Genomic DNA, 13,067 nt, shown 5'->3' on the forward strand with positions numbered 1-13,067 from the left:
GAACGTTTTGTGGTTTTAAGGGTTTACCTTTCCAACACCAGCATTTGATACCACTTCTGATTTGACATTGTTTACGTTAAGCAAAGAGTAGTTATAAGGAGGGTTGTACGTACCTGTTGAAGACGTTGGCAGACTGCCTGAGCTGTTAATAAATGAGTTGTTGATGACATGCCATGTACCGACTTGACGGCTGTCCCAGCTGCCGATCGCATTATTTGTATTTTCAAATACGTTGTGCTCAATTCTCATCTTCGCGCCCATACGAGAATTGATCGCTGTGGTATGAATGCCTTTATAGTAGTTGTTATACACATGACCTTCCCCGTAGCGCATAGACGGTACACGAGAATTCAGGTTTTCAAAACGGTTGTTATGGAACGTAATTTTTCGGTTGTAGTTGTCGTTATCAGAGCTGCCCATGAGCATCGTTTTCCAGCTGTCATGAACATAGTTCCATGAGAAGGTAATATAGTCGGAGTCTTTTTTCACATCAAATAATCCATCATAATCATCTTTCCCAGAGTTTAATGTGTTGTACAGCTCATTATGATCGACCCATACGTTTTTAGAAGCGCCTTCGATTCCGATGGCATCCTTGTCACCGATGTTACTGTGATGGATTTTCAGGTTGCGGATAATGACGTTATTGGAACGCCATACTTTGATACCAATTCCATTAAATTCACCTTTCGTGCCTTTGCCGACGATCGAGACATTGTTTGTATCTTTCACATCGATTTTATTGGCAGATGTATTAGAAGGGTTAATCGTCCCGTCGACAACAATTTTTAATTTTTCGTTTGTTCCTTTACTTTTGAGGGCAGCCAATAGTTCATTTCCAGTTTTGACTGTGACGGTTTTACCGCCTTCACCGCCTGTTGTACCGCCATTTAATGTGGAGAATCCTTGTTGATTAAAATTGGCCATAATAGAAGGGCTTTCTGGATACTTGGCTGCCGCTTTTGCCTCCCCATTAGGTGCAAATAATGAAGTCACGAGACCAACCGCTAACACACCAGCTAACATTGGAACTTTTTTCTTCAAAGTCAACATCTCCATTCTATTTTGTTTTAATGTAAACGTTTCCAAAAATAAGCTGCAATTCAACTGCCCCCCTTTCTTCGCCAGTATCGCCTTTTTCGGAATGTAGGAAGAGCATAGCACGCAAAAAGGTATCATCGGCTAAGAATTGGCGCTGTGTATTCCATGATTTTCTAGGAAACTAAGGCCATGATTATTTTATTTTCATCTAAATGAGACAAGGATCATTGACGATAGGTATTGGGATGACCTAGTGATTATGAGGGAGAGGCTCTTCGCTTGATAGAAAATCAAGATGATTACGAACGCACCATTTTGTTAGGGACGAAAGAATGTCATAATCATTACATAAGAAAAAATTGGATATAAAATGAATCAAATACTGGATCAACAGGGAGAAAAGGGAGCCAAGTTAAAAAAATTAAGTCTATTTTGAACGATGTCGTCATCCGTGTCGTCACATGAATAAGAGAAGAAAAGGAAGGAGGGGTGTGTTTGGAGCAGACAGAAGAGACATTATTGATTCAGCGGGCAAAACAGGGAGATGATGCTGCATTTACAGCCCTTTATCGTCATCATTATTCCTTTCTTTACCGTTATATAATGAAGCTCACCCTTCAACAAGAGCTGGCAGAAGAAATCATACAAGAAACGATGCTGAAAGCGTACATGAAACTTTCTTCATTTAGAGGAGATTCCTTATTTTCAACATGGCTCATTTCCATTGCATCTAGGCAATTTTTAGATCACCAGAAGAAAAGAAAACGTGAACAATTAAGAGAAGGGAAGGCGAATCAAGAGACCATACGCCGCTTCAAATGGGACATTCAGCAAAAGGGCCACACATGGCATGAAATGTGGGATGCTCTAAACGAATTGAAGGCTCAGGAGAGAGCACCGATTATTTTGCACTATTATTATGGCTTTACTTATCCAGAGATTGCTTCAATGCTCGGTATGAGAGAAGGCACTGTGAAGTCGAGGGTTCATCATGGATTAAAGAAAATTCGAAAGGAGTGGTCTCAATGAAGGAAGATCAGTTCACCGAACGTTTAAAGGAAGAGTTACAGCAGCTAGATGAACAAATTGAAGTGAAAGAGCCAAGTGAGCAGGCTGTCATGATGATGCTGAAGCAGGCAAAGGAACAAGAGAAAAGGCGTTTTAAACAAGAAGTACTGGCGTACGTTCTCATCAGTCTGACCATTCTGGCACTATTTGTCGCTGCCATCACCCATTTGCCTATCATCTTCATTCTTCTTCAAGTAGTGAGTGTGCCGCTCTGCGTCGTTGTCGGCATCAAGGAATATCAACACATTAAAGGAGGGTCTTCCTTATGAGTCAGACGGAGATGATCATCTTATTGTGCGCATTGCCGTTATTGTTTGCGCAGGGGCTTCTTTTATTTATGGATGCAAAGAAAAGAGGGCGCTATAAGTGGTTTTGGGGCATTGTCGGTTTAATTAATTTCCCATCGTCTTCTATTTTATATTGGCTTTGTGTCGTTTACCCTGATCGAAAGAAAGATGAGAAGATCCGAAAAGATTGAGCGGACGGCCTATAAAACTTTAGGCCTTTTTTTCGGGTTGAAGATCAACTAGAAATCATTCATGATTCATCTATTTGTCAAAGAGTGCGGGATATATAACGTCTAAATCATCAATTCTAGCACAATAGTCATTCTGCAAGAGATACTTTCTAAAAACGATTGCTGCGGCTGCTTGATCCATCTCAAATCGGCATCATTTTCATCTGTTATCAGTATTGATCAGATTTTACAAATGGTGTTAAATTAATCTCAATATGCGTTAGAAAATCTAACAGGATAAATGTGTGAAGATATACAAAGGAGGCAGATGAGACATGTTGACCTTAGATCGAGCAGCACAAACAGCACAAAGCTACATCGACCGTGTGTTAGAGGAGGTGGAAAAACGAAATCCTGGTGAGGAGGAATTTCAGCAAGCCGTAAAAGAAATTCTAGAATCACTCGTTCCTGTTTTTGCAAAACACCCAGAGTATGAAAAACAGGGCATTTTAGAACGACTCATTGAGCCTGAGCGGCTTGTGGTATTTCGTGTACCTTGGGTAGATGATGAGGGGAAAGTACAAGTCAATCGGGGGTTCAGGGTTCAATTCAATAGTGCCATCGGTCCTTATAAAGGAGGCATCCGTTTCCACCCATCTGTCAATGCAAGCATTATTAAGTTTTTAGGATTTGAACAAATCTTTAAAAACGCACTGACTGGTATGCCGATCGGCGGGGGAAAAGGTGGATCAGATTTTGACCCTAAAGGGAAATCTGATGGAGAAATCATGCGTTTCGTCCAAAGCTTTATGAGTGAACTCAGCCGATATATTGGACCTGATCAAGATGTACCAGCAGGTGATATTGGCGTAGGGGCACGCGAAATTGGCTATATGTTCGGACAGTACAAGAAAATGCGCGGTGCTTATGAGGCGGGTGTGCTCACAGGGAAAAGTCCTGGATTTGGAGGCAGCTTAGCGAGAAAAGAAGCGACAGGCTATGGACTGGTGTACTTTATGGAAGAAATGTTAAAAGCGCATGGACTGCAATTTGAAGGGCATTCAGTTGTTGTGTCTGGATCAGGGAATGTGTCTATTTATGCGATGGAAAAGGTCATGGAGCTAGGCGGTAAGGTCGTTGCTTGCAGTGATTCAAGCGGAGCGATTTATGATCCTCAAGGCATTTCACTTGAGACCGTGAAGCAGCTAAAGGAAGTGAGCAATCAACGGATTGGGGCATACATAGACATTCACCCGCATGCCGAATTGATTGAAGATTGTGAACAAATTTGGTCTGTTCCTTGTGATATTGCGCTTCCATGTGCAACGCAAAATGAAATATCTGAGATGCAAGCGCAGCAGCTCGTGGAAAATGGTGTCATTGCGGTAGGAGAAGGAGCTAATATGCCCTCTACTCTTCAGGCAGTCAAAGTGTTTGAACAGAATGATATTCTATTTGCGCCGGCAAAAGCGGCGAATGCTGGCGGGGTAGGTGTCTCAGCACTGGAAATGGCACAAAATAGTGCAAGAATGTCTTGGACATTTGAAGAAGTAGATGATCAGCTGAAACAAATGATGCAGACGATTTATCGTCAGTGTACAGAGACAGCAGACGAATATGGACACTCTGGAAACTTAATCGTAGGAGCAAATATTGCAGGATTTCGCAAAGTGGCAGATGCGATGATCGCACAAGGCGTGATTTAACTCCTGCTCTCCCGCACCTGTTTATTTCATGACAAGATGGGGAATCGTCCTTGTAAGAATGACAATAAGGAGGCGCGGGAGAAATGAAAAAATGGCTGAAACAAATTGTCAAATGGGCACCAGTGATTTATCCAGTGGTGAGGAAAATATATAAAGAGCGAAAAGCATCTAAAAGTCGTAACGTATCAGCCGGATAATCCGGCTTTTTTTATGCAAGCATTACCGATTTGTGTCCTGAACGAAAAAATAATAGATTTGAATGATCCAAGTCATGCCTCACTCCGTTAAGTACATAACAAACGGAAAGAGGAGGAAAAACAGATGAACATGAAAAAAGCAATTTTAACCATTCCACTTAGCGCAGCATTACTATTTCCGGCAGCTCATAGCGCAAGTGCACACGAAGGACATATGCATGGAGAGGCAAAGAAGACATCTTCGTCACAAGAGGTGTCAAACAAAGCAACCGATCTTCGAGCAGCACTAGACCAGTTATTTTCGGAGCATGCCTACTTAGCAGTCATCACAATGCAAAAGGGAATTGACGGTAGCAAAGATTTTAAACAAGCAGCGGCAGCGCTAAATGACAACACAAATGACTTATCGGAAGCCATCGCTTCTGTGTACGGAAAAAAAGCAGGGAAACAATTCAAAGACATTTGGTCAAGTCATATCGGCTACTTTGTTGATTATGTACAAGCAACGGCAAAGAAAGATGAAGCAGGTAAAAAGAAAGCAGTTAAGCAGCTTGACCAATATCGCATGAAACAAGCTGATATGCTCGATCAAGCAACAGACGGCAGTTTGAAAGCTAGCGAACTAGAAGAAGGCTTAAAAATGCACGTCAATGAACTGTTAAAAGCGTTTGATAGCTACACTGAAAAGGATTTTGATACGACCTATGAAACGGTTAGAAAATCCATTCATCATATGTTTGAAGTCGGTAAAGGCGTATCGTGGGCGATCACAGATCAATTTCCTGGGAAATTTGATCACAAATCAGTCGACACACCAGCAGCAGACCTTCGTGAAGATTTAAACTACTTGTTCTCAGAGCATTTGGCGCTTGCGGTCGTTGCTATGCAAAAAGGAAATGATGGCAGCAAGGACTTTGATCAAGCAGCGGCAGCTTTGAACGAAAACACAAATGATTTATCAGATGCGATTGCATCTGTTTATGGTAAGGATGCAGGAAAACAATTCAAAGACATTTGGTCAAGCCATATCGGTTACTTAGTTGATTATGTCAAAGCGGATGCATCAGGAGACAAAGAAGCGAAAGAAAAAGCTGTGAAAAACTTAGATGCGTATCGGATGAAGCAAGCGAAATTTCTAGATCAAGCGACAGATGGACGTTTGAAGGCGGCGGATTTAGAAGCTGGCTTGAAAATGCATATTGATGAGCTGATCAAAACATATACGTCTTACCATAATGGCGAATATGATCAGCTTTATCCAACAGTGAGAGAAGCGTACGGTCATATGTTCATGGTCGGTCAAGATGTCGGAGCAGCGATTGTTGATCAGCATCCTGAACTGTTCAAATCCAACATGCCTAATGAAATGCCGAAAACAGGTATGGGAGGCACAGCCGGTCCTTTAGGTATGTCATATGAAGCATTTGCGGGAATGATCGCAAGTTTGATCCTAGCCGGCGGTGCAGCGGGTGCGTTCTTCCTTACTCGCCGTAAGACATCAAATTAAGCTCGTATAAAAAGGAAAGGGGAACGTGCACAATCGTGCCGTTCCTTTCTTTAAAAGGAGGCAGACTGACTTGATAAGGTGGTTGTTTGGTCTTCTGATGCTTCTCATCATCACGGGCTGCGCATCACAATCTATGGATGATTCGTCATCCTCTAAAACAACCTCATCTCCTGAAAAAATGACAACAAACCAAGCCGCAAAACAGTCTCATTCACAAGACATGTTAAAAGACGAACCGTCTGGTATTGTCCCGGCTGAAATTGCGATTCCGGCGATTGATGTCAAAGCAAAGTTGGAGAAAACAACTTTATCAAAGGATGGCAGTATGGGCGTCCCAAAAAATACGGACAACACAGCTTGGTTTAAAGATGGTCCAAAGCCAGGAGATAAAGGAAATGCCGTCATGAATGGCCATGTTGATAATAAATGGGGACCTTCTGTTTTTTATCGATTAAAGGAGCTAAAAAAGGGAAACAAGGTAATCGTGACTTCCTCGTCAGGAAAAAAGCGAACTTTTGAAGTGATCAAAGTGCAAAGCTATCCGCGTGAAGAAAAGCCGAATGCGTTTTTCGGGTACGCTTTTACACGGAATCTCAATTTCATTACGTGTACAGGGACATTTGATCATGCAGCAGGGACTCATGAAAAGAGACTGGTTGTCTTTACCCAGCTGATCCCTTCATAAAAAAGGCGATGACACGGAGGTGTAGCGCCTTTTTTGATGGTTTCTGCCAGAGTCCTACAAAAAGATTCATAGGTCATTAGATATGGTTTGTTGTATAAATAGGGGCGTTTGTCATATAAATGAGTTGGCAATTTTTATTTCTTTTCAGTAGAATATGAGTAATGAAGAGAACTGCAAGCGTATACACCCTGTCCAGACAAGGCAGATTCTCCACCCTTACATAAGGAGGCCGATCTGATGCTGAGTAAAAGACTGGCGCACATCTTAAGTCAGCTCATGGCAGCGGAGACCCCGCTCACAAGCGCTGCGCTTTCTGTCAGCTTACAAGTGACAAGCCGCACCATTCGTACAGACATCAAGGAACTGAACGACCGTCTCGCTCCTTATCAAGCGGCTGTATCAGCTGTTCGAGGAGCTGGCTATGAGCTGTTGATCAACGATGAGAATGCCTTTCGCCGTTTTATGAAAGAGGAGGTCGAACAGGAAGAGCCACTGGCTGTTCTGCCGGAGGAGCGCGTTCGGTTTATTTTAAAGAAGCTGCTTCTCGCAGAGTCTTATGTGAAACTGGAAGACTTACAGGACCAGCTGTTTATTAGTAAATCGACGATGAGTAACGATATGAAATGGGTCAAACGCAAGCTTGAGCCATTTGATCTGAAGCTGGAAGCGAAGCCGAATAAAGGCTGCCGGATCAAAGGATCGGAGATGAAAATTCGTTATTGTATGTCAGAATATTTATTCAATGAACGCCGTTCCTGCCAAACGATGCTGAACACAGCAGTCACCATTTTGCCAAAACATGAATTGGAATTGATTCAGAAAACAATGATTGATTATATCAATGAAGAAAGAATGAATCTATCAGACATTTGCATGAATAATTTAATCGTTCATGTTGCGATTGCCTGCAAACGGATTAGACACGGAAACTATGTATCTGTTTTGCCAGAGGAAATCAATGAGATACCACAGGCAAAGGAATATAAGGTCGCTAAAAAAATGGTGGAATGCCTTGAAGGACTGCTGGACGTCTCTTTTCCACAAGAGGAGATCGTCTATATCGCCATTCATTTATTAGGAACAGCCAAAATGGTACAGTCTTTTTCATCGAGTGGTCAAAAACAAATTGTGGATGATGACACGAGCCGTCTTGTTCAGCTTATGCTCCAAGCCATTGATCAAAAACTGCAGCTTGATTTAGCCGGCGATGCGGAATTAATGATTGGACTGAGTCTGCATTTAAAGCCAGCCATGACCCGGTGTAAATATGGAATGAACTTAAGAAATCCGATGCTTGATGAAATAAAGGCGGGGTATCCACTTGCTTTTGAAGCAGGTATTATCGCCAGCAGGGTCCTAGAAGAAGAGGAGGGGCTGAGTATTCATGAGAATGAAATCGGATATATGGCGCTTCATTTTGGTGCGGCTTTAGAGAGGAGGAAAATGGAGATTCCGCCGAAGCGATGTCTCATTGTCTGTGCATCTGGTGCAGGGAGTGCAAGGCTGCTTCAGGATCGTTTGCGGTCACAATTTGGGTCAAAACTGACCATTTTAGGAACAGCAGAGCTTTATTCGCTTCCGCATGTGTCTTTACATGCCCTGGATTTGATTATTACAACGGTCCCGATTCAGATGGATTTACCGATTCCAGTCATACAAGTAAACACCATTTTAGGAGGCGGCGACTTTTTAAAAATTGAAGAAGCCCTGACGAGTGAAACAAGGGTGACATTGGCCTCTCAATATATGAAAAAGGAATTGGTCTTTACAAAATGCGCCTTTCAAACAAAGGAAGAGGTCATCACCTTTCTCACGGAAAAAATCATCGATATGGGTTTAGCACCAGCAGAGCTTACACCTTCTGTGATGGAAAGAGAAGAGGCTGCTCCTACATCCTTCGGGCATTATACAGCCATTCCGCACCCTATGACGCCGCTGACAGAAGAGACGTTTTGGGCGATATGTACATTAGAAAAACCGATCATATGGGGAGAGAAAAAAGTTCAATTTGTCTGCTTGCTTTGTGTCGAAAAAGAGAATGCCAAAGATTTAAAAGGGATGTACCGTCTGCTGGGCGAGCTTGTGCATAATGTGAAATTCATTCAGCATCTCATCGCCTGTGATACATTTGAAGACATGCTGGATACCATGTATAAAAAGGTCCCTTCGTACAAGAACTAACAGTGTGATCTTAACTTTTTCCGCTTCCTAAAGGAAAAAGTATAGGTGTTTATGAAAGCGGTTTCATAATATGATGAATGTGTAAAGAAAAGCTTCACACTTTCAAAAGGGGGCGTTTACACATGAACATCTTATTGGTTTGTGCAGCAGGTATGTCAACAAGCTTACTAGTCACAAAAATGGAGAAAAGCGCACAAGAACAAGGAAAAGACTATCGTATTTGGGCAGTATCAGGAGATTCAGCAAAAAGTCATATTGATCAAGCCGATGTGCTTTTATTAGGACCACAGGTTCGATATTTATTACCACAAATGAAAAAGCTCGGAGAAGAAAAAGGAATTCCAGTCGACGTCATTAATACCGTGCATTATGGCGTATGTAATGGGGCTGAGGTTTTAAATTCTGCTGAACAGTTAGTGAACGGATAAAGGGGGCGGAAGGGATGAATGGATTCAACCGATTTCTAGAAGAGAAGGTCATGCCGTTTGCAGGGAAGATTGCCGCTCAAAGACATTTACAAGCATTGCGTGACGGAATTGTTTTAACCATGCCTCTCATTATTGTCGGTTCACTGTTTCTCATTTTAGCCAACCTTCCGATCCCAGGATACAGCGATTTTATGGCAAGTATCTTCGGAGCTGAATGGGCCACGAAACTATCCTATCCTGTTAATGCAACCTTTGACATTATGGCACTTGTTGCCACATTCGGGATTGCCTACAGGCTTGCTGAAAAGTATGCAGTGGATGCCCTATCATCTGGTGCGATCGCTGTTGCAGCTTTCCTTTTGGCGACACCATATCAAGTTCCTTTCACACCTGAAGGCTCAACAGAAGCCATCCTAGTAGGTGGGGGAATTCCAGTCACATTGATGGGCAGTAAAGGGTTATTCGTTGCCATGATTATTGCCATGCTTTCAACTGAAATTTACCGATTCATTGTCCAGCGGAATATCGTCATTAGGATGCCTGATGGTGTACCGCCAGCAGTGAGTAAATCGTTTATCGCACTTATACCAGGTTTTGTGGTCATCACGCTGATCTGGGTCGTTAGACTTGTGATTGAGATGACACCATTTGAGAGTATTCATAATATCATCACGGTCTTAATTGGCACACCGCTTTCCATTCTTGGTGGAAGCTTAGGCGGAAGTATTGTCGCCATTGGTGTGCAAATGCTCCTCTGGGCATGTGGTATTCACGGAGCAACCATTGTCGGCGGCGTCATGGGCCCAATTTGGCTCGGTGCGATGGATGAGAACCGTCTCGCATTCCAAGCAGGAGAAGTGCTGCCAAATATCTTCACAGCGCAGTTCTTTGAAATCTTCATCAATGTCGGCGGAAGCGGTGCAACGCTTGCTTTAGTGCTGACGATGATCTTACGTGCCAGAAGTAAACAAATGAAACAGCTTGGCCGACTTGCCATTGGGCCAGCCATCTTTAACATCAACGAACCGATCATTTTTGGAATGCCGATTGTCATGAACCCAATGCTTCTCATTCCGTTTATCCTTACGCCAATCATGATGATCATCACCACATATATCGGAATGAGCACAGGACTTGTAGCAAAACCGGCGGGGATTGCTGTTCCATGGACGATGCCGCCCATCATTTCAGGCTATCTCGCCACAGGAGGCAAAATCTCTGGTGCTGTCATGCAGCTGATTAACCTGGCGTTGTCATTCGCTTTATACTACCCATTCTTTAGAATGTGGGATAAGCAGAAATTAAAAGAAGAAAGTGAGCTAGAAACAAAAGCATCAACTGATGAAAATGTCGTCAGCATGTAATAGAGGAAACAAGGGGGATGCGGCCGATGGAAATGGAACAAATTGTGTTTCAACTCATCTTACATGGCGGGAATGGCAGAAGCTCTGCGATGGAGGCCATTACAAGTGCAAAGCAAGGAAACTTTGATGAGGCGAAGCAAAAATTGCAGGAAGCACAAGACGCGTTAAATGAGGCGCATCACGCACAGACAGAGCTGATCCAAGGAGAAATTAGAGGAGAAAAGACCGACATCAGTCTCTTAATGATCCATGCACAGGATCATCTCATGAACGCAATGACCGTCAAGGAGCTCGCGGCGGAAATCATCGAGCTCCATGAAAAAATGAAGCAACTCGGAGGTGTCAATTCATGAAAGATGGAATCAAAATTGTCACAATAGGCGGGGGATCGAGCTATACGCCTGAGCTTGTCGAAGGGTTTATCAAACGATATCATGAATTGCCTGTAAAGGAATTATGGCTAGTGGATATTGAAGCGGGTCAGGAAAAGTTAAACATCGTGGGCGCTCTCGCGAAACGCATGGTTGAAAAAGCGGGTCTGCCGATTGAGGTACACCTGACGCTTGACCGCCGGGAAGCCCTGAAGGACGCAGATTTCGTGACGACACAATTTCGTGTAGGACTGCTGGAAGCACGGGCAAAAGATGAGAGAATCCCGCTCAAATACGGCGTCATCGGTCAGGAAACGAACGGACCAGGCGGTTTATTTAAAGGACTTCGAACCATCCCAGTCATTCTAGATATCGTGAAGGATATGGAAGAACTTTGTCCAGATGCATGGCTTGTGAACTTTACAAATCCGGCAGGCATGGTCACAGAAGCTGTGCTGCGCTACACAAATCTAAAAAAAGTAGTCGGTCTATGCAATGTACCCATTGGGATGAAAATGGGGATTGCCAAGGCGCTTGATGTAGATGTTGAGCGAATCGAGGTACAGTTTGCAGGCCTCAATCACATGGTCTATGGGTTAGACGTGTATTTAGACGGGGTCAGCATTATGGATCAAGTGCTCGATGAATTGGGAAATCCGAATAGTCAGTGGTCTATGAAGAACATTGAAGCGAAAAACTGGGAACCTTCTTTTGTGAAAGGCTTAGGGGTGATCCCATGTCCGTATCATCGCTATTACTATAAAACAAAAGATATGCTGGAAGAAGAGCAAAAAGCGGCCCAAGAAAAAGGAACAAGAGCAGAGGTTGTACAGCAAGTCGAGCAAGAATTATTTGAGCTCTATAAAAATCCTGATTTATCGATTAAACCACCGCAGCTCGAAAAAAGAGGCGGGGCATATTACAGTGATGCGGCATGTAACTTAATCAGCTCCATCTATAATGATAAGCATGACATCCAACCTGTTAATACAGTGAACAGAGGGGCGATTGCCAGCATTCCGGCTGAATCAGCGGTTGAAGTGAACTGTATCATTACGAAGGACGGACCAAAACCAATTGCGACGGGCGATCTGCCTGTATCTGTGAGAGGGCTCGTTCAACAAATCAAATCATTCGAGCGTGTGGCAGCAGAAGCGGCTGTAACAGGAGATTACGAGACGGCTCTTGTGGCGATGACGATTAATCCGCTTGTCCCATCTGATGAAATTGCAAAGCAAATTTTAGATGAAATGCTCGAAGCGCATCGTGAATATTTACCGCAATTCTTCAAATCAGTCAAAGCGTAAAACAAAATGGCCCCTTTATGGGGTCGTTTTTTATCATTGCCCCATATGGAAATTCGAGAAAGAAGTGTATGATAGAAAAAAACAGCATGTATGGCTTCAAAGAAAGGACGGTTTGAATATGGTTGCAATTGGTTTAATGCTTTACGGCTTTATTGTTCAACCACTGATGAGTTACGGCACAGTGGTCTTGTTTTTGTATGGCATCATTGCTTCATTTATTGGTCTTATTCGTCATAGACAGTATGTGTGGATTTATGTTCTCCGCCTGCTCGTTTGTTTTACCATTCCAGTGATCAACCTGTTGATGTATTTCGCAACGATTGGTGGAGATGAAAGAGACTTTAATTTCCAGCCCATGCCGCTTGTTTATTATCTTGTCTTTATCCTAGAAATCATCATCGTCTTTTTACCAGAGATCTTTTTACTGATCGAAAGAAAGCGGAGCATAAAAAGGAAACAGTGGATATATGCAGGGGCGATTGTGGGTGTATCGGTCTTGTTTTGGTGCACAATTTGATGGAAGGCTGACTGGACATCTGAGTCTATTTCGCCTTTTTGTTGCGTAACCTCCTTCGTCTAACCTTCACAAAAGTAATAGAAAGAACAAAGATAGAAATTCCGAGAAACTTAAATAGAACACGGGTGTGAAACGGTGAATCGTCGAAACCTGTAGCTATGATCATCGATCCGATACAAATACCAAAGAACGCTAGTAGATAAGTAAAAAACATACCATCACTCCTTATACGTATGAT

The 13,067-nt window shown here is 43.0% G+C and carries 14 protein-coding genes; 13 read left to right on the forward strand and 1 reads right to left on the reverse strand.

Features of this window, described 5'->3' with window-relative positions; translation table 11 throughout:
* Positions 1 to 15: 15 nt before the first annotated feature.
* Positions 16 to 1,026: a pectate lyase family protein gene (locus tag C6348_RS10585; protein WP_425592955.1), complete on the reverse strand. Its 1,011-nt coding sequence runs from the start codon at positions 1,024 to 1,026 to the stop codon at positions 16 to 18.
* A gap of 510 nt (positions 1,027 to 1,536) precedes the next feature.
* Between C6348_RS10585 and sigY the strand changes: the two genes are divergently transcribed.
* The 13 genes from sigY to C6348_RS10645 all read left to right on the forward strand — a co-directional run bounded on the left by sigY (position 1,537) and on the right by C6348_RS10645 (position 12,829).
* The gene (gene sigY, locus C6348_RS10590) at positions 1,537 to 2,070 is read left to right on the forward strand and encodes an RNA polymerase sigma factor SigY (protein WP_106042985.1); all 534 of its coding nucleotides are present in this window, start codon (positions 1,537 to 1,539) and stop codon (positions 2,068 to 2,070) included.
* A complete protein-coding gene (locus C6348_RS10595; RefSeq protein ID WP_034660438.1) occupies positions 2,067 to 2,378 on the forward strand; it encodes a YxlC family protein in 312 nt (103 codons plus the stop codon). The genes sigY and C6348_RS10595 overlap by 4 nt, the downstream gene beginning before the upstream one ends.
* Entirely contained in the window at positions 2,375 to 2,587 is a 213-nt protein-coding gene (locus C6348_RS10600) for a hypothetical protein (RefSeq protein WP_060597571.1), read from the forward strand. Before C6348_RS10595 ends, C6348_RS10600 begins: the two co-directional genes overlap by 4 nt.
* A 314-nt stretch (positions 2,588 to 2,901) precedes the next feature.
* Positions 2,902 to 4,272, forward strand: a complete 1,371-nt coding sequence (gdhA, locus tag C6348_RS10605; protein ID WP_060597570.1) for an NADP-specific glutamate dehydrogenase — start codon at positions 2,902 to 2,904, stop codon at positions 4,270 to 4,272.
* A gap of 83 nt (positions 4,273 to 4,355) precedes the next feature.
* Positions 4,356 to 4,469, forward strand: a complete 114-nt coding sequence (locus C6348_RS19065; RefSeq protein WP_008345567.1) for a hypothetical protein — start codon at positions 4,356 to 4,358, stop codon at positions 4,467 to 4,469.
* 124 nt (positions 4,470 to 4,593) lie between these two features.
* Entirely contained in the window at positions 4,594 to 5,976 is a 1,383-nt protein-coding gene (locus C6348_RS10610; protein ID WP_106042987.1) for a copper amine oxidase, read from the forward strand.
* Positions 5,977 to 6,046: 70 nt separating this feature from the next.
* A complete protein-coding gene (locus C6348_RS10615; protein ID WP_106042989.1) occupies positions 6,047 to 6,661 on the forward strand; it encodes a class F sortase in 615 nt (204 codons plus the stop codon).
* Between the two features lie 237 nt (positions 6,662 to 6,898).
* Complete coding sequence (locus tag C6348_RS10620; RefSeq protein ID WP_106042991.1) at positions 6,899 to 8,842, forward strand: BglG family transcription antiterminator; 1,944 nt, start codon at positions 6,899 to 6,901, stop codon at positions 8,840 to 8,842.
* Between the two features lie 122 nt (positions 8,843 to 8,964).
* Positions 8,965 to 9,270, forward strand: a complete 306-nt coding sequence (locus C6348_RS10625) for a PTS sugar transporter subunit IIB (RefSeq protein ID WP_106042993.1) — start codon at positions 8,965 to 8,967, stop codon at positions 9,268 to 9,270.
* A 14-nt stretch (positions 9,271 to 9,284) separates the two neighbouring features.
* Positions 9,285 to 10,634 (forward strand): PTS cellobiose transporter subunit IIC, encoded by a 1,350-nt coding sequence (celB, locus tag C6348_RS10630; RefSeq protein ID WP_060597567.1) that lies wholly within the window; start codon positions 9,285 to 9,287, stop codon positions 10,632 to 10,634.
* Between the two features lie 26 nt (positions 10,635 to 10,660).
* The gene (locus tag C6348_RS10635) at positions 10,661 to 10,987 is read left to right on the forward strand and encodes a PTS lactose/cellobiose transporter subunit IIA (protein ID WP_034660431.1); all 327 of its coding nucleotides are present in this window, start codon (positions 10,661 to 10,663) and stop codon (positions 10,985 to 10,987) included.
* Positions 10,984 to 12,312, forward strand: coding sequence for a 6-phospho-beta-glucosidase (locus C6348_RS10640; RefSeq protein WP_106042994.1), 1,329 nt, complete (start codon positions 10,984 to 10,986; stop codon positions 12,310 to 12,312). Before C6348_RS10635 ends, C6348_RS10640 begins: the two co-directional genes overlap by 4 nt.
* A gap of 118 nt (positions 12,313 to 12,430) precedes the next feature.
* The gene (locus C6348_RS10645) at positions 12,431 to 12,829 is read left to right on the forward strand and encodes a hypothetical protein (protein WP_106043219.1); all 399 of its coding nucleotides are present in this window, start codon (positions 12,431 to 12,433) and stop codon (positions 12,827 to 12,829) included.
* Positions 12,830 to 13,067 lie beyond the last annotated feature (238 nt).

Origin of the sequence: Bacillus sp. YBWC18 (assembly GCF_002998775.1) — a bacterium.
Classification (GTDB): domain Bacteria; phylum Bacillota; class Bacilli; order Bacillales; family Bacillaceae; genus Bacillus.

Excerpts from the sequence above, each read along its gene's own strand:
- C6348_RS10635 (WP_034660431.1), top strand. The coding sequence starts at position 10,661 with ATGGAAATGGAACAAATTGTGTTTCAACTCATCTTACATGGCGGGAAT.
- C6348_RS10610 (WP_106042987.1), top strand. The coding sequence starts at position 4,594 with ATGAACATGAAAAAAGCAATTTTAACCATTCCACTTAGCGCAGCATTA.
- C6348_RS10585 (WP_425592955.1), bottom strand. The coding sequence starts at position 1,026 with ATGTTAGCTGGTGTGTTAGCGGTTGGTCTCGTGACTTCATTATTTGCA.
- C6348_RS10625 (WP_106042993.1), top strand. The coding sequence starts at position 8,965 with ATGAACATCTTATTGGTTTGTGCAGCAGGTATGTCAACAAGCTTACTA.
- celB (WP_060597567.1), top strand. The coding sequence starts at position 9,285 with ATGAATGGATTCAACCGATTTCTAGAAGAGAAGGTCATGCCGTTTGCA.
- C6348_RS10640 (WP_106042994.1), top strand. The coding sequence starts at position 10,984 with ATGAAAGATGGAATCAAAATTGTCACAATAGGCGGGGGATCGAGCTAT.
- C6348_RS10645 (WP_106043219.1), top strand. The coding sequence starts at position 12,431 with ATGGTTGCAATTGGTTTAATGCTTTACGGCTTTATTGTTCAACCACTG.
- C6348_RS19065 (WP_008345567.1), top strand. The coding sequence starts at position 4,356 with ATGAAAAAATGGCTGAAACAAATTGTCAAATGGGCACCAGTGATTTAT.
- C6348_RS10620 (WP_106042991.1), top strand. The coding sequence starts at position 6,899 with ATGCTGAGTAAAAGACTGGCGCACATCTTAAGTCAGCTCATGGCAGCG.
- C6348_RS10595 (WP_034660438.1), top strand. The coding sequence starts at position 2,067 with ATGAAGGAAGATCAGTTCACCGAACGTTTAAAGGAAGAGTTACAGCAG.
- gdhA (WP_060597570.1), top strand. The coding sequence starts at position 2,902 with ATGTTGACCTTAGATCGAGCAGCACAAACAGCACAAAGCTACATCGAC.
- C6348_RS10600 (WP_060597571.1), top strand. The coding sequence starts at position 2,375 with ATGAGTCAGACGGAGATGATCATCTTATTGTGCGCATTGCCGTTATTG.